General features: G+C 66.9%; 15 protein-coding genes. 8 read left to right on the forward strand and 7 right to left on the reverse strand.

Annotated elements, in window-relative coordinates; genetic code table 11:
• Window positions 1–275 precede the first annotated feature (275 nt).
• A complete protein-coding gene (locus BWQ93_RS20800; RefSeq protein WP_156878196.1) occupies window positions 276–425 on the forward strand; it encodes a hypothetical protein in 150 nt (49 codons plus the stop codon).
• A gap of 72 nt (window positions 426–497) precedes the next feature.
• On the opposite strand, the gene BWQ93_RS09680 is transcribed toward BWQ93_RS20800, so the two are convergent.
• Window positions 498–3,050, reverse strand: coding sequence for a TonB-dependent receptor (locus tag BWQ93_RS09680; RefSeq protein ID WP_077030362.1), 2,553 nt, complete (start codon window positions 3,048–3,050; stop codon window positions 498–500).
• A 103-nt stretch (window positions 3,051–3,153) separates the two neighbouring features.
• Window positions 3,154–3,324, reverse strand: a complete 171-nt coding sequence (locus BWQ93_RS09685) for a YezD family protein (protein WP_077030363.1) — start codon at window positions 3,322–3,324, stop codon at window positions 3,154–3,156.
• Window positions 3,325–3,516: 192 nt separating this feature from the next.
• Here BWQ93_RS09685 and BWQ93_RS09690 point away from each other — a divergent pair, with 192 nt between their 5' ends.
• The 6 genes from BWQ93_RS09690 to BWQ93_RS09715 all read left to right on the forward strand — a co-directional run bounded on the left by BWQ93_RS09690 (window position 3,517) and on the right by BWQ93_RS09715 (window position 11,527).
• The gene (locus BWQ93_RS09690; RefSeq protein WP_077030364.1) at window positions 3,517–4,521 is read left to right on the forward strand and encodes an NAD(P)H-dependent flavin oxidoreductase; all 1,005 of its coding nucleotides are present in this window, start codon (window positions 3,517–3,519) and stop codon (window positions 4,519–4,521) included.
• A 33-nt stretch (window positions 4,522–4,554) separates the two neighbouring features.
• Window positions 4,555–5,343, forward strand: coding sequence for a hypothetical protein (locus BWQ93_RS09695; RefSeq protein ID WP_232314787.1), 789 nt, complete (start codon window positions 4,555–4,557; stop codon window positions 5,341–5,343).
• A 66-nt stretch (window positions 5,344–5,409) separates the two neighbouring features.
• Window positions 5,410–7,704, forward strand: coding sequence for a phosphoenolpyruvate--protein phosphotransferase (gene ptsP, locus BWQ93_RS09700; protein ID WP_077030365.1), 2,295 nt, complete (start codon window positions 5,410–5,412; stop codon window positions 7,702–7,704).
• A gap of 70 nt (window positions 7,705–7,774) precedes the next feature.
• Window positions 7,775–9,430: a hypothetical protein gene (locus BWQ93_RS09705; protein ID WP_077030366.1), complete on the forward strand. Its 1,656-nt coding sequence runs from the start codon at window positions 7,775–7,777 to the stop codon at window positions 9,428–9,430.
• Entirely contained in the window at window positions 9,427–10,566 is a 1,140-nt protein-coding gene (locus tag BWQ93_RS09710) for a glycosyltransferase family 4 protein (RefSeq protein WP_077030367.1), read from the forward strand. Before BWQ93_RS09705 ends, BWQ93_RS09710 begins: the two co-directional genes overlap by 4 nt.
• A 70-nt stretch (window positions 10,567–10,636) precedes the next feature.
• Window positions 10,637–11,527 carry a class I SAM-dependent methyltransferase gene (locus BWQ93_RS09715; RefSeq protein WP_077030368.1) on the forward strand — a complete coding sequence of 297 codons (891 nt, stop codon included), beginning with the start codon at window positions 10,637–10,639 and terminating at the stop codon, window positions 11,525–11,527.
• 68 nt (window positions 11,528–11,595) lie between these two features.
• On the opposite strand, the gene BWQ93_RS09720 is transcribed toward BWQ93_RS09715, so the two are convergent.
• From BWQ93_RS09720 to BWQ93_RS09730, 3 genes are read right to left on the reverse strand one after another with little or no spacing between them, the layout of a single operon-like run.
• Window positions 11,596–12,450, reverse strand: a complete 855-nt coding sequence (locus BWQ93_RS09720) for a class I SAM-dependent methyltransferase (protein WP_077030369.1) — start codon at window positions 12,448–12,450, stop codon at window positions 11,596–11,598.
• Window positions 12,451–12,460: 10 nt separating this feature from the next.
• Window positions 12,461–12,862 carry a GtrA family protein gene (locus BWQ93_RS09725; protein ID WP_077030370.1) on the reverse strand — a complete coding sequence of 134 codons (402 nt, stop codon included), beginning with the start codon at window positions 12,860–12,862 and terminating at the stop codon, window positions 12,461–12,463.
• Window positions 12,859–14,082 (reverse strand): glycosyltransferase family 2 protein, encoded by a 1,224-nt coding sequence (locus tag BWQ93_RS09730; RefSeq protein WP_077030371.1) that lies wholly within the window; start codon window positions 14,080–14,082, stop codon window positions 12,859–12,861. The genes BWQ93_RS09725 and BWQ93_RS09730 overlap by 4 nt, the downstream gene beginning before the upstream one ends.
• Window positions 14,083–14,217: 135 nt before the next feature.
• On the opposite strand from BWQ93_RS09730, the gene BWQ93_RS09735 reads away from it, so the two are divergent.
• A complete protein-coding gene (locus BWQ93_RS09735; protein WP_077032308.1) occupies window positions 14,218–14,628 on the forward strand; it encodes a GFA family protein in 411 nt (136 codons plus the stop codon).
• 184 nt (window positions 14,629–14,812) lie between these two features.
• Here BWQ93_RS09735 and BWQ93_RS09740 read toward each other — a convergent pair whose 3' ends face one another.
• A complete protein-coding gene (locus tag BWQ93_RS09740; protein WP_077030372.1) occupies window positions 14,813–16,207 on the reverse strand; it encodes a serine hydrolase domain-containing protein in 1,395 nt (464 codons plus the stop codon).
• A 38-nt stretch (window positions 16,208–16,245) separates the two neighbouring features.
• Window positions 16,246–16,989: a hypothetical protein gene (locus BWQ93_RS09745; protein WP_077030373.1), complete on the reverse strand. Its 744-nt coding sequence runs from the start codon at window positions 16,987–16,989 to the stop codon at window positions 16,246–16,248.
• Window positions 16,990–17,131 lie beyond the last annotated feature (142 nt).

A 17,131-nucleotide genomic window follows, 5' to 3' on the forward strand; every position in this document is an offset into this window, starting at 1 on the left:
GGTACGTCGACAGGGGCAGGCCGCGAGTCGATGGGGTCATCCTTTCGCCTTGGGATGGAAAGGATAGGCCGCGCCCCTCCATCGCCATAACCGAATAAGCTGAACTCAGTCATTGAACGAACCGATTACAGGCTCAGCGGTTGCCGCAATGAAATGACGTTGGTCGCGGCGACGCCACGCCCCGGCGAAAGCCTGCCCTCACGGGGCAACGCCCTGCCCTTCCAAGGGGTTGGCCTTTCGTCACGCGCCCCCGACGTGACGCGAGGAGAGAGAAAGTGGCTAACCAGAACCCCAACGAGCAGCAGCAGCGCGACGAGGAAGAACGCCGCAAGCAGCAGCAGGAACAGCAGGGTGGCCAGGACCGCCAGCAGGGCGGCCAGCGGTCCGATCAGGATCGCGACGACGAAAACAAGCAGCAGCGCTGACGCACAGGCTGCACGAGAAAGGGGCCGCTCCGGCTGGAGCGGCCCCTTTTCTTTGCCCTCAAAAGACGGAGACTAGAAGCTGACCTTGACCGTCCCGCCCCAGGTCCTGGGATCGCCCGGCTGCCCGGCGATCAGGCCCACGTTGCCCGGTGCGACCTGCAGCGTTTCGATGTAATTCACGTCGAAGGCGTTGCGAACCCAGCCGAAGATGTCGATCCCGTCGCCGCGGAAACCGACGCGGAAGTTGGTCAGGGCATAACCCTTCACATCGGTGTAGATCGAGGGCGAGGCGTTCGAATTCCAGTGCGACCGATAATTGCCGTCGACCCCGAAATAGATTTGGCCTTCTTTGGCCAACAGATTGACTGGCAGATTTGCCTCTGCACCATAAGAAAAAGCCCATTTCGAAACGCCGGGAAGAGTGGCGCCGGAAACGTCGACGAAGGGAGGGCTCACGGAACCGGGTGTTGCCGCTGGCCCCGGCGTGCCCGTGAAGGTGCAGGGGCCTGTCACGACGATGCCGGTGCTCGAACCGCCGCTCAATTCCGGAGGCGGCGGCGCGTTGCAGAATTTGACATATTTGGCGTCGGTATAGGCGCCGTTGACATAGGCCGTGAACCGATCGCTCGGACGGATTTTGAAATCTGCCTCGATGCCCTGCGACCGGACCTTGTCGGCATTGGCGAGATAGCCGCGAACCGTGCCGAACTGGCCGCCGTTCACCGTCACCTGGAAATTCTTGATGTCGGTGCGATAAGCGGAAAGATTGAACGTCGCGAGCCGGTTCAGGAACTGCGTCTTGAGACCAATCTCGAAATGATTGACCGATTCGGGCTTCACCGTGCTGGCGCTGAGCACGGGCTGGTTATTGGTATCGAGCGGCAGGCCGTTCTGATTGATCCCGACCGTCTTGAAGCTCTTGGCGTAGGTGGCATAAGCCAGAATGTCCGGCGCGATCTTGTAGTTGATATTCAGGTCGTAGCTGAAATTCCAGTCGCTGACCGACGGCTGCGTCAGCTGCGGCTGATAGACGCCGCATTGCGCCGTCAGCACGGCATTGCCCGCGGTCGCGCTGGGTGCGCAGCTGGCGATGACCTGCCCTGCGCCGGTTGTCACCACACGCTGGTAAAAGCCTTCTTTCTTGTCGTAATTGATGCGGATACCAGGTTGAATGGTCAGCTCGGGGGTCAGCTTGTAACTGACCTGTCCATAGAGCGCCGCGCTGTCGGATTTCAGGAACTGCGTGTTGGTGGCCGTGAGGCCGTTCAGCACCTCGGGCCGGTTATAGACATTGTTCGGATCGGTCGACGGCGCCAGGCTGTAGCGCGTGGCGTCGATCCCCTGCTGCTCGGTCCCCTGCGTGTCGATGCGCTGCCGGAACGCAAAGAGTCCAGCGACGAAATCGATCTTGTCGCCTTCGTAATTATAGCGGAATTCTTGGCTATATTGATCCTGCTGCGACGGGTTTTGCGACTTGGCGACTACCGAGGCGCCGGTGAAATCGCGGTCGTTCTCGGGCTTCCAGTCCCAGAAGCGCCAGGCGGTGATCGAGGTGAGGGTACCGGGGCCGACATCCCATTTCACGCGCAGCGACGCGCCGCCAATCTTGTTGCCCGCGTTGAGGCTGGCATCGATATCGGTTAGGCGGTCGTAAACATTCCGGCTTGGCACTATATAATTGTAATTGGGATTGGCCGCCTGCAGCCGGGCGATGACCGCATCATATTGGCGGTTGAGCGCGCGCTGCGTCGTGCCGACACGCACGAAGGCGGTGCCGCAACACTCCGGATCCTGCTTGCTGTAATCGCCCGACAGCGTGATGCTGAGATCTTCGTTCGGCTGGAACAGCAATTGGCCGCGCAGGCCGAGATTGTCCTGCTCGTTGATCCAGCGATCGGTCCGCACATTGAACAGCGTGCCGCGGCGGCTGGTCGCCGCAACCGCGATGCGCGCCGCGATCTTGTCGGTGAGCGGGCCCGAGACCGCGGCCTTGGCCTGCTTGAAATTGAGATTGCCGACAGTCACCTCCGCCCGCCCCTCGAAATCGAAGGTCGGCTGGTTGGTCGTGATGTTGATCGCGCCCGCGGTGGTATTCTTGCCATAGAGCGTGCCCTGCGGCCCGCGCAGCACCTCGACCTGGTCAACGTCGAGGAAGTCGAAGGTCGCGGCGGCGACGCGCGAATTATAGACGTCGTCGACATAGATGCCGACGCCCTGCTCGAACCCGTCGCTGGTAAGGCCGTAAGGCACGCCCAGGCCGCGGATGTTGACCGACGTGTTGCGCGGGTTGGTGGTATAGACCTGCAGCGTGGGAGCGAGCTGCTGCAGCTTCACGACGTTGAAATTGCCCGTCGCCTCGATCGAATCGCCCCTGATGACCGAGATCGCGACCGGCACTTCCTGTGCCGTTTCCTGACGGCGGCGCGCGGTGACGATGATGATGTCGCCGCGGCTGACGTCGTCGTCTTCGGCCTGGGCGGCCGTTGCGGCCGTCGTCGCCGCAACGGTGGCGTCTTCCGTCGTCTCTTCGGCCGCGGCCGACGTCGCGCCGAACGCAAGAAGGAAGGAGATTGTGAGGGCCGAGGCTTGTGCACGGCGGCGTATCGATGGGTATTTCGAGGTCATGGCAATTTCCTGTTGCTTCGAAGATGCACGAAAATTGCCACATCCGGAGGTCCGGTCTGCGGCATTCTGGGGGAGGCATTCCCCCGGCTTGGGAGCCTGAAAATCAGTTGGGGTAGCGGTGGCGCTCGGTGATATCGACCTGCACCAGCTTGCCCTCGTGGACGGTCAGCTGGATCGCGCCGAAGCGCAGTTTCTCAAGCGCGTCCAGCACCGTCTGCACCGCGCGCGGCACAGCCTCGCGCTGGCCACCGGCCTGATCGGATGAAGCGGACATTGTTTCCCTTTCCCTGGTTCGATTCGGCCGCAAGCATATGCCAAGTGATTTGGTTGACAATGATTGATTTGCTTTCTGCGCCGAAAGGTTCGGTTCGTGCGCCCAAGCGAGACTTTGCCGTCCCGCAGCATTTGCAGGGCACTGGACGCTAGGGATTGCGCCCGAGTCGCTGGGCTGGCAAAGGCAGGCGCGATGACAAAAATTAACGATCTGATGGCGCGCGGAACCGCGCTTCTGGGTAGCGACTACGCGATTTTATGCGGTGCGATGAGCTGGGTTTCGGAGCGGAACCTGGTCAGCGCGATCAGCAATGCGGGCGGCTTCGGGGTGATCGCGTGCGGCGCGATGACGCCCGAATTGCTCGATGCCGAAATCGCCGCGACCAAGGCGCTCGCGGCGCGGCCCTTCGGGGTCAATCTGATCACGATGCACCCGCAATTGTTCGATCTGATCGACGTCTGTGCCAAACATGGCGTCGGCCATGTCGTGCTCGCCGGGGGCCTGCCGCCCAAGGGCAGCCTCGAGGCGATCAAGGCGTCGGGCGCCAAGGTGATCTGCTTCGCGCCGACGCTGGCGCTGGGCAAGAAGCTGATCCGCTCGGGCGTCGATGCGCTGGTGATCGAGGGCATGGAGGCCGGCGGCCATATCGGTCCGGTTTCGACCAGCGTGCTCGCGCAGGAGATATTGCCGACCCTTGCCGACGAAGTGCCGGTGCTCGTCGCCGGCGGCATCGGCCGCGGCGAGGCGATCGCCGGCTATCTCGAAATGGGCGCGTCGGGCGTCCAACTCGGCACGCGCTTCGTCTGCGCGACCGAGAGCATCGCGCACCCCAACTTCAAGAAAGCTTTCATCCGCGCCTCGGCGCGCGATGCGGTCGCCAGTGTCCAGATCGACCCGCGCCTGCCGGTCATCCCCGTCCGCGCGCTCAAGAACGCCGGGACGGAGGAATTCACCGCCAAGCAGCGCGAGGTCGCGAACCTGCTCGACGGCGGCAGCGTCGACATGATCGAGGCGCAGTTGCAGATCGAACATTATTGGGCCGGCGCGCTGCGCCGCGCGGTGATCGACGGCGACGTCGAGAACGGCTCGTTAATGGCAGGGCAATCGGTGGGTATGGTAACATCCGAAGAGTCCGTGGGGGATATTATCGCGTCACTGGTGCAACAGGCCGAAGCGGCCTTGCACGCGCGGGGTTGACGCCGCATGCTTATGCGGCTGGGGAGTGAAGCCATGAATTTGTTGCGTAAAATCATCGTCGTCGGGCTGTTTGCGAGCGTCGCCGCCTGCGCCCCCCCACCGCCGCCTCCGCCGCCTCCCCCGCCGCCGCCGCCCGCGCCGGTGGTGATCATCGTGCCGCCGCGGCCGCTGCCCCCGGGCAATGCTGCGACGACGCAGATCCTGCCCGGTCGCGGGGTCGACGGACGCTTCTATACCGCCAACACCGCCATCACCGGCGACCGCGCCTTCTGGCAGATGAAGATCGCGCTCAACGTCGCCGCCATCGGCTGCCGCGGGCTCGAGGAAGCGACGCTGGTCTCGGCCTATAACGCGATCATCAAGAACCACGGCAAGACGATCAAGGCGACCGAGAAAAGCGTGATCACGCAGCTCGGCAAGGAGAACAAGACCAGCGGCATCAAGGAGCGCGACAAGCTCTCGACCCAGCTGTTCAACTATTTCGCTCAGCCGCCCGCGCAGCGCGATTTTTGCGCCCGCGCCAACGAAGTGGCACAGCTCGTCTCAACCACCCCCGCGGCCGAGGTGGTGACGCAGGCCCCCGGTCATCTCGCGCGGCTCGACCAGCCCTTCCTCGATTTCTACGAGGCCTATGCCCGCTACCAGGTCGAGGCCGCGGCATGGGATGCAAAATATGCGCCGCCGCCGCCGATCATGACCGCCCCGGCGCCGCTGACGACGAACCCTGGCGTCCTTTATGCCCCCACGACGACGACGTCGCCGACCACGGTCTATGGCCCCGCGACGCCGACGACGACGCCCTCGCCCGCCCCGGCAGGCTGACCCGACAGGAAATATTGCATGCTCCCCTTGGCGGGGGCGTGCAGCATCTGTTAGCAGTGGCGGGACATGACCAACGCCCCGCTCCCGCCCTCGACCGCCGCCCAGTCGGCGCGCACGATCCTGACGCGGCTGCACGAGGTGATGGCTGCGCGCACGCACGCGCAGGGCAAGCTCAACCAGGTCGTCGGCATTATCGGCGAATGCCTCGATAGCGAGGTCTGCTCGATCTATCTGCTGCGCGAGGGCGCGCTCGAGCTTTTCGCGACGCGCGGGCTGAAGCAGGAGGCGGTGCACGTCACGCGGCTCGGGCTTGGCGAGGGCCTGGTGGGCATGATCGCCGAGCAGATCGAGACGCTGAACCTCGACGAGGCCGCGGCGCACCCCGACTTCTCCTATCGCCCTGAAACGGGCGAGGAATTGTTCCACAGTTTCGCCGGCGTTCCCATCATCCGCCGCGAGCGCGCGGTCGGCGTGCTCTGCGTCCAGCACGCCGAGCCGCGCCGCTACGACGATATCGAGATCGAGACGCTGCAGACCGTCGCGATGGTGCTGTCCGAACTGATCGCGAACGCCGAGCTGGTCGATACCGCCGCGCGCACCGATGCCGCCGCCGCCGACCAGTCGGCGCAGCGGCTGACGGGGCAGAAACTGGTCGACGGCATGGGATCGGGGGTTGCGGTCTATCACCAGCCGCGCATCACCATCGAACATACGGTCGCCGAGGATATCGAGGCCGAGCGCCACCGCGTCTATGCCGCCTTCGACAAGATGCGCGAGCAGATCGACCGCATGGCCAGCCAGGCCGATTTCGGCGTCGGCGGCGAGCATGACGAGGTCATCGAGACCTACAAGATGTTCGCCTATGACGAGGGCTGGTCGCGGCGCATCAACGAGGCGATCGACAGCGGCCTCACCGCCGAGGCGGCGATCGAGCGCGTCCAGCAGCGCACCCGCATGCGCATGCGCCAGATCGACGACCCGCTGCTGCGCGACCGCATGCACGATCTCGAGGATCTGTCGAACCGGCTGCTGCGCATCGTGTCGGGACAGATGGGCACCGCCGCGCAGATGGGGCTCAGGCAGGACTCGATCCTGATCGCGCGCAATCTGGGCCCAGCCGAACTGCTCGAATATGACAAGCGGCGGCTGAAGGGTGTGGTGCTCGAGGAAGGGTCATTGACCGCGCACGTGATCATCGTCGCGCGCGCGATGGGGGTCCCCGTGCTCGGCCGCGTCCGCGACGTCCGCACGTCGATCCGCGAGGGCGACCTGCTGCTGCTCGATACCAGCGCGGGTACTGTCCAAGTTCGCCCGACGCAGGCGCTGCAGGACGCGTTCGACGGCAAGCTGGTCATCTCGCAGAAGCGGCGCGCCAATCTCGCGTCGCTGCGCGACCTGCCCGCGGTCACGAAGGACGGCGTACCGATCGACCTGATGATCAATGCCGGGCTGCGCGAGGATATCGCCGCGCTCGACCTGACCGGCGCGCGCGGCATCGGACTGTTCCGCACCGAATTCCAGTTCCTGGTGTCGGCGACGCTGCCGTCGCGCGATCGCCAGCAGCGCCTCTATCGCGACGTGCTCGACGCCGCGGGCGACCGGCCGGTGATCTTTCGCACGGTCGACATCGGGGGCGACAAGGCGCTGCCCTATATGAACACCGACACCATGCTGGAGGAAAATCCGGCGATGGGCTGGCGTGCGCTGCGCCTCGCGCTCGAACGCGACGGACTGCTCAAGGTGCAGGCGCGCGCGTTGATGGAAGCCGCGGCGGGGCGGACGCTCAACGTGATGTTCCCGATGGTCTCGGAGCCGTGGGAATATGAGGCCGCGCGCGACATCTTCGTCCGCCAGCGCGCTTGGCTCGCGAGCCACAACAAGAAATTGCCCGCGGCGATCCGTTATGGCGCGATGCTCGAAGTGCCGGGGCTGGCAGAGACGCTCGACCTGATGCTGCCGCACCTCGACTTCCTGTCGATCGGCACCAACGATCTGACGCAATTTCTGTTCGCCGCCGACCGCGCGCACCCGCGGCTCGCCGAGCGCTACGACTGGCTGTCACCGACGGTGATGCGTTTCCTGTCGCGCGTGGTGAAGACCGTCGCGGGATCGAAGGTGACGCTCGGCGTCTGCGGCGAGATGGGCGGGCGCCCGCTGGAAGCCATGGCGCTGCTCGGCATCGGCATCGAACGCCTGTCGATCACCCCCGCTGGCGTTGGCCCGGTAAAGGCGATGATCCGCTCGCTCGACCTCGCCGCCCTCCGCCGCGACAGCCCGTCGATCCTCGCGCAGCCTTCGGCCAATCCCCGTGCCCAATATGAAGATTGGGCCAAGGCGCATCAGGTCGACCTTGGCGACTGAGACGCCGGTCGGCACGGGGGCGCCGACAGCGGAGTGGCCGGGGCAGCGCGCGCTAGTTGCGGGCTTTGCCATGCTGTTGCTGCTCGTCGCCATCGGCCCGCTGCTGTTCGACACCGAAACCGCGCCGGGGCTCAGCGGCTATTTCTGGCGGCGGCAGGATCTGCCCGCGCTCGTCGGGCTCGCTGCGGCGCTGCTCGCGATGCGGCGATGGGGTACGAGCGGCCCCGCCTTCACGCCGCGCTTGGCGCCATGGTGGCCGTGGCTCGCAGCCGCCCTGCTCTTCGCCTTCGCGTGGAGCGGGCATGGCTGGTTGATGCACGGCTATGACCTCAGCCGCGACGAGCAGATGGTGTTGTTCGACGCCGACATATTGGCGCGCGGCGATCTTTTTGCGCGCCTCTCCGCCGACTGGGCGGCGACGGGCGAGGCGCTCAATCGGACTTTCGTCCTGCCGGGACTGCCCGCGGACGCGTGGGTCTCGGGCTATCTACCGGTCAACGCCGCGCTGCATGCCGTCGGCGCCGCGCTGGGCGACGCCCATGCCACCGCACCGCTGCTCGCCGCCGTCGCGCTGCTCGCCCTCTGGGCCTGCGCACGCCGCCTGTGGCCTGGCGATGCGGCGCCGCAGGCCATCGCCCTCCTCTGCCTGCTGCTGTCGGCGCAGATGTTCGTCACCGCGACGACCAGCTATGCGATGACGGGGCACCTCGCACTCAACCTCCTCTGGCTCGCGCTCTTCCTGCGCGATCGCTGGTGGGCCTATGCGCTGCTGCTCCCCATCGGCTTCCTCGCGACGGGATTGCACCAGCCGATCTTCCACCCGCTATTCGTCGCGCCCTTCCTGCTGCTGCTGGCCGAACGCCGGCAGTGGCGGGTGCTGGCGCTGCTCATCGGCGGTTATGCGGCGATCGGCCTGTTCTGGCTGGGCTGGCCGGGCATGGTCGTGGCGGCAGCGGGGCCGGCGGCGACCCCGGCCGCGGTCGCAGGCGGCGCTGATTATCTAACGCGCCTGTTCGAAACGCTCGCACAGTGGGACCCCAACGGCTTCTGGCTGATGGCCCTCAACCTGCTGCGCTTCGCGGCGTGGCAGCATGTCCTACTGCTTCCGCTCGCCTTCGCCGCGATCGCCCTGCGCTGGCGCAGCGACGGAGTCGTCCGGGCGCTCGCGCTCGGCCCGATCCTTACCACCGCCGCATTGCTCATACTGCTGCCCTATCAGGGCCATGGCTGGGGCTATCGCTATCTGCACGGGACGATCGGCAATCTCTGCCTGCTCGCGGGCTATGGCTGGATCGCGCTGCGCGAGCGCGGGCTCGACCACCGGCGCCTCGTCGCCATGTCGAGCATGGCGACGCTCGCCATGCTGCTCTGGCTCGGCTGGAACGCGCATCGCTTCGCCGAGCCCTATGCCGCGCTCGACCGGCGAATCGCCGCGAGCGACGCCGATTATGTGCTGGTGGACGAACGCGCAGCCTTTGCGGCGAGCGACCTCGTCTCTAACCCGCCTTTCCTCGATCGTCGGCCGATCCGCCTCGACGGCTATCAGCTACCGCGCGGCAACTGGTCGCCGCGGCTGTGCGACGGCAAGCGCGTCGCGATCGTCGATGCGGCGACGCTAGCGCCGGTGAATGCCTTGTTCGGCCGCGCGACCCCGGCCGAAAGTCCCCGCATGGCCGAGGCGCGGGCGCGGCTCCGGGCGGCCGGCTGTGCCGAGGTGCCGCTGTGAGGGTCGCGGTCGTCTACGACTGCCTTTTCCCCTGGACGATCGGCGGCGCCGAGCGCTGGTATCGCAATCTGGCCGAGCGGCTGGCGGCGGCGGGGCATGAGGTGACCTATCTGACGCTGCGCCAGTGGGACGCGTCCAATCCGCCCAATCTGCCCGGGGTCCGGGTCGTCGCGGTCGGTCCGCGCATGGGACTTTACGCCGGCGGAAAGCGGCGCATCTGGCCGCCGCTGCGGTTCGGCATCGGCCTGTTCTGGCACCTCCTGCGCCATGGCCGACGCTACGACCGGCTGCACCTCGCCTCCTTCCCCTTCTTCTCGCTGCTCGCGGCCGCCCTGCTGCGCCCCTTCTCGGGCTACCGCATCGCGGTCGACTGGCACGAGGTGTGGACCGACGATTATTGGCGCGCCTATCTCGGCTGGCTCGGATGGCTCGGCATCGCGGTCCAGCGTCTTTGCGCGCGGGTGCCGCAAAAAGCCTATGCTTTCTCGCGCCTGCATGCCGCGCGCGCCGAAGCGATCGGCTGTCCCACACCGGTGACGATCCTGCCCGGCGAATATGCCGGGAGCGCCTATTCCGCGCACCCGGCCGCCGTCCCGCCGACGCTCGTCTATGCCGGACGCCTGATCCCCGAAAAACGCGTATCGCTGCTCGTCGACGCCTTTGCCCTGCTCGCGGCGCAGCGTCCCGAGGTGCGCCTCACCATCTTCGGCCGCGGCCCCGAACAGGCGGCGATCGAGACGCAGATCGCGCGGCGGGGGCTCGGCGAGGCGATCCGCCGCCCGGGCTTTGTCGCGGAGGCCGAGATCGAGGCCGCGATGGCCGAAGCCGCGGCGATCGTGCAGCCGTCCGAACGCGAAGGCTATGGCATGGTCGTGGTCGAGGCCGCGGCGCGCGGCGTTCCGGTCATCGTCGTCCCCGCCCCCGACAATGCCGCAACCGAACTTGTCGATCCGGGCGAGAATGGCTTCGTCGCCGCCGACGCCACCCCCGCCGCGCTCGCGGAAGCGATGGCCGCGGCGATCGACGGCGGCGACGCGCTGCGCGCCCGCACCCGCGCCTGGTTCGCCGCCAACGCCGCGCGCCTGTCGATCGCCGGCAGTACCGCGCAGATTCTGGCCGATATGGACGCCCCGTGAGGCGACAACTTAGGCAGCTGTTAACCATATCGGGGCACAAGCGTGGGCCATATCTCGCGGAAGGCCTCGCATGATCCACCGTCACCCCGTCGCCGACGTCCGGCCCTGCGCCGTGGGCGAAGGCGCGCCGTGCGACTTCGCATCGATGGGCCGTTTCACCGACAAGAGCGGCAAGGTCGGCGAGGTCAGCATCCTGCGCTGTACGCGCTGCGGGATCGGCGTCTCGATGCCGCCGCTCGCCGACGTCGCCTTCCTCTACGAAGGGCGCGAGAGCCAGGATTTCCAGCCCGACGCGCGCGGCCTGGCGCACCGGATCAAGGACATCGCCTTTCGCCGCCAGGCGCGCACGCTGCTGCGCCAGCTGCGCACCGCGCCGCAGGGCGCGCTCGATTTCGGCTGCGGCAGCGGCCAGTTCACGCGCTGCCTGGGCGAGATGCTGCCCGCATCGACAGTCACCGGCGCCGATTTTCACGCCGCGCCCCCCGCCGAACTGGCGGGCCGCGGCTATTTCCCGATCGGCGAGGCCGGCGACCATGCCGGCAAGTTCGATCTCGTGAGCGCGTTCCACGTGCTCGAGCATGACGACGATCCGCAGGCGCTGCTCGGCCGCATCGCCGCGCTGGCCGCGCCCGGCGGCACGATCGTGCTCGAAGTGCCCAATATCGACTGCGTCTGGACGCGCCTGCTCGGCCAAGCCTGGGACGCCTGGTACCTGCCCTTCCACCGCACGCATTTCTCGCGCCCGGCGCTCCGCGCGCTGGTTGAACGCGCCGGCCTGACGATCGAGCACGACCTGGACGTCTGCGTGCCCACCATGGGCCGCAGCCTCGCCAACGCCTTCGGGCGCCCCAATGCGCTGCCCTTCCTGCTCGCGGGGATCGCGCTGCATCCGCTGCAGTGGCTGGGCGAAAAATTGAGCGGCCGCCCGTCGGCGATCCGGATCATCGCGCGCAAGAAATGACAGGCCGCGGCTCAAGCCGCGACCGGTCACCTATTCCTTCTACCGATATCGTTTGCGCGGCGTCGGCGTCAGCCCTGCACGAGCGGACGCCGGCCGGTCACCAGCAGGCACGACGGCGGCGCCTCGACCGCGTCGGGGCGCACCCCTGCGGCGATCGCCTTGGCCAGCGCCGACGCGACGACGCGCGGCATCGCGGCGCTGTTCTGCAGGTCGCGCAGCTTCAAGCGGCGCTGGATCTCGATCGGGCGGCTGCGCCCGCCGGTCAGGCTGTGGAGCAGGCCGCCGGTCATGCGCGACAAGCTTTCCCAGCGCCGCGTCTCGCCGCGGTCGAGATAGCCGTCGACGCTGTCGACCGTCAGGCCGTGGCGCCCGCAAATGTCGTTCCAGTCGCTTTCCGACAGATAGTGGAAATGCGCGAGCCTTTTATCGAGTTCGGCCAGATAGGCTTCGCGCGACGCGCCGGGGATGATGCTCCCCGACAGATTGGCGCGAAAGCCCGGCCCCGGCACGGTGAACCAGAAAACCCCGCCGGGCTTGAGCAGCCGGCCGACCTCGGCGATCACGCCCTCGAGGTCGGGGATATGTTCGAGCACCGAGTTCGAGATCACATAATCGAAGCTGGCGTCGGGTTCGGGGATCGCCTGCGCGGGCACGGTGTGGATGCGTTCGTAGAAATCATATTTCGCCGCCGCCGCGGTTTCGAGCGGGTCGATGTCGATGCCGACGAGCCGCGGCGTGACCCCCGCCTCGCGGAAGAGGATGTCGGTCAGGATGCCGTCGCCGCAGCCGAGGTCGAGGCCGAGCCCTTCGGGCTCGATCGCGTCGGCGAAGCGCTGGATCTCGATGCTGCGCAGAAAGGCGGTCGCGGGCTGCGCGGGGTAGCGCGCGACGAATTCGGTCAGGAGGTCGGACGGGATCGACATATTCGGCCTTTCACAGCGAAGATTTGGCGGCGGCGCGCGGCGCGATGGCCCAGCCGCTGGTGAAAAAGTTCCAGACGAAAAGCAGCCCGGTGACCATCGGCGCGGCGAACAGCATCGGCAGCGAGCCCCAGTCGTGGATCAGCAGGAACAACAGCCACGCGATCGGCGTGTTCACGAGCTGCACCGCGGCGTAGCGCGCGAAGGCGGCCCAGCCGGGCTCGGCCGCGAAGGTGAAGAGCCGCTGGAGCGTATAGGACAGCGGGATCATCACCGCCGCGCTGATCAGCACCGCGGCGCCATAATGCACGCCGCCCGCGTCGAGCGCGATCAGCAGGACATTGTTGAACAGGACGCAGAACAGGCTGACCGCGGTGTAACGCGGCACCCGCTGTCCCGTGGCGGCCTTGGTCATGCCTCGCCGCCGGGCGCGAGCGTCGCCCGGTGCCCGTTGATGATCGCGAGCAGGAAACCGCCGAGGATGGTTTGGATCGCAACGGTCGCGCCGGTCAGCGCGAGCACGGTCGGCAGCACCGAGGTCAGCGCGTTGAACCCGGTCTGCGACCAGTAATAGACGAGCGCGGCGATCCCGCCGCCCGAACCGAGCAGCAGCAGCGCCCCGGCAATCAGCATCGTCTCGAGCGTCAGCCAGTCGGCGTAGCGGCGGATGACCGGGCGCAGCGTGCGATAGCCGCGGTTGACGCCGTGGAAATGCGTCGCGAGCGCCATGATCGCGGCGAGATGGCCGACGCTGACCAGGAACCCCGCGGCGATCGTCCAGCTCGCGCCGAACAGCGGTTCGCCGCCGACGATACCGAGCAGATGCGCCAGCGCGACGAGCAGGATCAGCGCCCCGCTGCCGACGGCGAGCATCGCCGGAACGCCGAACACCCAGGTCGGCGACAGCATCAGCAGGTAACGCAAGTGCCGCCAGCCGTCGCGCCAGGGGCGGAGGTGCGGTGCGCGGTCGCGCAGGTCGACCGACAAGGTCGCCGGAACCTGCACCACCTTCATCTTCTTGAGCGACGCCTTGATCACCATCTCGCTGGCGAATTCCATGCCCTCGCCCGCGAGGCCGAGGTCGTCGAACGCGTGCCTGCGGATCGCGCGGAGCCCGCAATGCGCATCGTTGATGCCCGATCGGAAGAAGAGGTTGAGGATGCCCGTCAGCGCCGGGTTGCCGATGTGGCGGTTCTTCCACGGCATCGCGCCGGGCGCGATCCCGCCGTCGAAGCGCGACCCCATGCAGAGGTCGTGGCCTTCGATCAGCTTGCCGATCATCGCCACGCCTTCGGTGAAATTATAGCTGCCGTCGCAGTCGCCCATCAGGATATAATCGCCGTAAGCCGCGGTGCAGCCGCCGATCAGCGCCGCGCCATAGCCGCGCCGCGCGACCGGCACGACCCGCGCGCCGAGCGATTCGGCCAGCGCCTGGCTGCCGTCGGTCGACCCGTTGTCGGCGATGACAATTTCGCCGGCCAGCCCGAAGCGTTTCTCGATCTGCGCCAGCGCGTCCTTCGCATTGGCGATGCAGTGCGGCAGGCTGATCGTCTCGTTGAGGCACGGCATGACGATCGTCACGCCGAGCGCCTGCGCCCGGTCGAAAGCCAGAACTTCGGCCCGCTGCTGATACATGGAAACTCCCCACTATCCTTGTCGATCGGGGTCTAAAGGGATGTGGTTAACAAGTGGCTAAGCGGGCAGCCGCACCGGCTGGACACGGTCCATGTTTATGTTATGTTCCCGATCCGCTTCCCGAGGAGAGAGATGATGAGCGACGCCCCCACCCGCGCCACCGGCCAATGCCATTGCGGCGCGATCCGCTATTCGATGCCGACCACCGTCGTCCATCATGCGCTGTGCAACTGCTCCGACTGCCGCCGCCACGCCGGTGCACCGATCGTCGGCTGGGCGCTGGTCGGGCAGGACGAGCTCGAAGTGACGGGCACGCCCAAGATTTACGCCTCGTCGGAACATGGCCGCCGCCATTTCTGCGGCGATTGCGGCACCGGGCTCTTCTATACCAGCGACGCGGTGTTCCCGGGCCAGATCGACGTCCAGTCGGCGACGCTCGACGACCCCGACCTGATCCCCGCGCAGGTCCAGATCCAGACCGCCGAGCGCATCCGCTGGATGGACAATCTGGCCGACCTGCCGGCGTTCGAGCGCTATCCGGGTTAGAGGAGAGGCGACGGCTTTCGGGCGGTAGCGGACAAACCGCGCTATAAAACCCGTTCGTGTCGAGCGAAGTCGAGACACGTGAAGGCCGGCGCTTTCCAAGCGTGTCTCGACTTCGCTCGACACGAACGGAAATAGAGGACCGTCCGCTAACCACCCCGAAGCCGCCAACAAAACCGCCTCGCCCCTACCGCCCGTCCGCCGCAACCACCGCCGCGACCAGCTTCGCGATGTCGAGCCGGTTCTTGTCGTCGTCATAGCCCTGGCGCACGATCACCAGCCGCCGCGAGGGAATGACGACGACATATTGACCGCGGTTGCCGAAGGCGCCGAAGGCGTCGGCGGGGATGCCCTCCGACTTGTTCAGCAGCCAGAAGCCCGCGCCATAGCCGAAGGCGCCCGCGGGCTGCGGCCCGCTCGGCGTGGTGACGAAGCGCCGCCAATTCTCGGGGGGCAGCCGCTGGCCCTGCCACATGCCGTCGTCCTGATAGAGCAACCCCAGCCGCGCGAGGTCGCGCGCGGTGGTCCAGACCTGGCTCGACAGGATATAATCGCCATCGGCATCATGCTCGGCGAAGGTGCGCGTCATGCCCAGCCGGTCGAAAAAGGCCACCGGATCGAGCGCCGGACCGCGGCGGATCATCGCCGATCTGGCATTGCGCTCGTCGAGCACCTTTTGCCGCGCCGCCTTCAGCGACTGCACCGCGAGCAAGGTGTCGTTGTTGGCATAACGATAGACGCTGCCCGGCGGGTTCAGCAGCGGCCATTGCACCGTCCACTGCCGCACCGAGGCGCCGCCCATATAGATGGCGTCGCTGCGGTTGCCCGCGGTGTCGCTGGTGAGGCCGCTCGCCATGCGCATGAGCTGTTCGGTGGTGATCGCGGCGCGCGGGTCGCCGGGCGCCTGCCACTCGGCGATCATCGCGGGCTGCGTCACGTCGATGTCGCCATCGAGCACGGCGTTGCCGATCAGCGTCGCCGCCATCGACTTGGCGACCGAAAAGGTGCGCTGCGCGGTGTGGATATCGTGGACCAGTTCGTAGTTCTCGACGACGATCTTGCCGCTCTTGACGATCAGCAATGCGCTGGTCCGGCCACCGAAACTTGCCGCATCCATCACGGCCCGTTCGTAGCGCGACGGCGCACGCGGCATCGGCGCAAGGGCTTCCGCATCGCCGAGCGGCCATGGCCGGTCGTCCAGATTGGGTCGCCCCGGGCGATAGTCGCTCCGCTCGCGTGGCACCGCGCCGATCGGCAGCGTCACGCACCCTTCGCGGCTGTCCCACTCGGCGATGCGCGGCGGCATGTCGTCGCGATAGCGCACCGAGACTAGCTTTTTCTTCTGGTCAACCTCGGCCCTGAGTATACGGACGTCGGCCTCGATCTCCGGATAGATGCCGGTGAGTTCGTCGCGCTCGATGGCGTCCAATGGCTTGCCCGCGCCGTTCCACAGCGACGAACAGGTGAAGGCGGCGCGATAGCCCGCGGCCCAGGCGCGATTGAGGTCGGCATTGGCGTCGGCGGCCTGCGCAGGAAGCGCGACCGCGGCGAGCGCCGTGCCCAGCGTCAGCCGCCCGAGCATCGCAGAAGCCTTTACCAACCAACTGTCCAATTTTCGCATCATTCGCCCTTCGGCGCCGGATATTCGACGGCTTCGCCGACCGGCTGCATCGGCTGGAAGCGCACGCCGGTGAGCAGCAGCTTGCCGTCCCTGATCTCGAGATCGAACAAACCCTGCCCGCCGCGCGGGCAGCAATTGCCGTCGCCGTCGCGCGCGACCGGAATCACCGCCATCATCTCGGCAAAGATGAACTTCGCGGGGCCGCGCAGCCAATAGCCCTTGGGCAACATCTTGCTGCCGTCGTCGTACCAGCCCTCCATATCGACCTGTCCCCAAGCCGCCTTGTCGCCCTCTCCGATGAACAGCGCATCGGCGTTGCCGCCGCCGCTGCCAGCAAGCGTACCGGTCACATGGACGAGGCTGCGCGTCCCGTCGCTGGCGACGAGGTCGGGGGTGCCGATCGATCCCGAGCTTTCGGCAAAGCCTGCGAGCGCCGCCTTGCCCGTGGCATCGCGCGCTACGATGACGACCATCCAAGCGCCCGGCCCATCGCGTGGCGCAAGCGACGCCTTTTGCCAGAGCAGCGTGCCGCCGCGCTCGGGCACTTCGATCCGTCCGCTCGCCTCGACCGCGCAGCGGCCGCCGAAATCATAGAGGCAGGTGTCGGCGATCTTCGCGATCCGGTCGGGCACGAGCGCGATCTTCTTCGCGACGTCGGCACGGCTGCATTCGGTCTCGATGCTGCCGCTGCGGCAGGAGATGACGGGGGTCGTTAGGACGGCAATCGCGAGGGTCAAAGACATGGTTGGTTCCCGGACGTGGAGCGACCCAATGGCAGATGGCTAAGGCGAAGCGGTTGGCGGCGCAAGCTTCGGTATGGCAGGTTGCGGGCGTTAGGTGTCATTTATAGCATCGTCACCCCGGACTTGATCCGGGGTCCCGCTT

It is taken from the genome of Sphingopyxis sp. QXT-31, assembly GCF_001984035.1.
Lineage (GTDB): Bacteria > Pseudomonadota > Alphaproteobacteria > Sphingomonadales > Sphingomonadaceae > Sphingopyxis.

What these genes read in the sequence shown, in the direction of transcription:
- BWQ93_RS09725 (WP_077030370.1), bottom strand. Translation starts at nt 12,862, where the DNA reads ATGACCAAGGCCGCCACGGGACAGCGGGTGCCGCGTTACACCGCGGTC.
- BWQ93_RS09695 (WP_232314787.1), top strand. Translation starts at nt 4,555, where the DNA reads ATGAATTTGTTGCGTAAAATCATCGTCGTCGGGCTGTTTGCGAGCGTC.
- BWQ93_RS09685 (WP_077030363.1), bottom strand. Translation starts at nt 3,324, where the DNA reads ATGTCCGCTTCATCCGATCAGGCCGGTGGCCAGCGCGAGGCTGTGCCG.
- BWQ93_RS09715 (WP_077030368.1), top strand. Translation starts at nt 10,637, where the DNA reads ATGATCCACCGTCACCCCGTCGCCGACGTCCGGCCCTGCGCCGTGGGC.
- ptsP (WP_077030365.1), top strand. Translation starts at nt 5,410, where the DNA reads ATGACCAACGCCCCGCTCCCGCCCTCGACCGCCGCCCAGTCGGCGCGC.
- BWQ93_RS09690 (WP_077030364.1), top strand. Translation starts at nt 3,517, where the DNA reads ATGACAAAAATTAACGATCTGATGGCGCGCGGAACCGCGCTTCTGGGT.
- BWQ93_RS09735 (WP_077032308.1), top strand. Translation starts at nt 14,218, where the DNA reads ATGAGCGACGCCCCCACCCGCGCCACCGGCCAATGCCATTGCGGCGCG.
- BWQ93_RS09740 (WP_077030372.1), bottom strand. Translation starts at nt 16,207, where the DNA reads ATGCTCGGGCGGCTGACGCTGGGCACGGCGCTCGCCGCGGTCGCGCTT.
- BWQ93_RS09705 (WP_077030366.1), top strand. Translation starts at nt 7,775, where the DNA reads ATGCTGTTGCTGCTCGTCGCCATCGGCCCGCTGCTGTTCGACACCGAA.
- BWQ93_RS09730 (WP_077030371.1), bottom strand. Translation starts at nt 14,082, where the DNA reads ATGTATCAGCAGCGGGCCGAAGTTCTGGCTTTCGACCGGGCGCAGGCG.
- BWQ93_RS09720 (WP_077030369.1), bottom strand. Translation starts at nt 12,450, where the DNA reads ATGTCGATCCCGTCCGACCTCCTGACCGAATTCGTCGCGCGCTACCCC.
- BWQ93_RS09745 (WP_077030373.1), bottom strand. Translation starts at nt 16,989, where the DNA reads ATGTCTTTGACCCTCGCGATTGCCGTCCTAACGACCCCCGTCATCTCC.
- BWQ93_RS09680 (WP_077030362.1), bottom strand. Translation starts at nt 3,050, where the DNA reads ATGACCTCGAAATACCCATCGATACGCCGCCGTGCACAAGCCTCGGCC.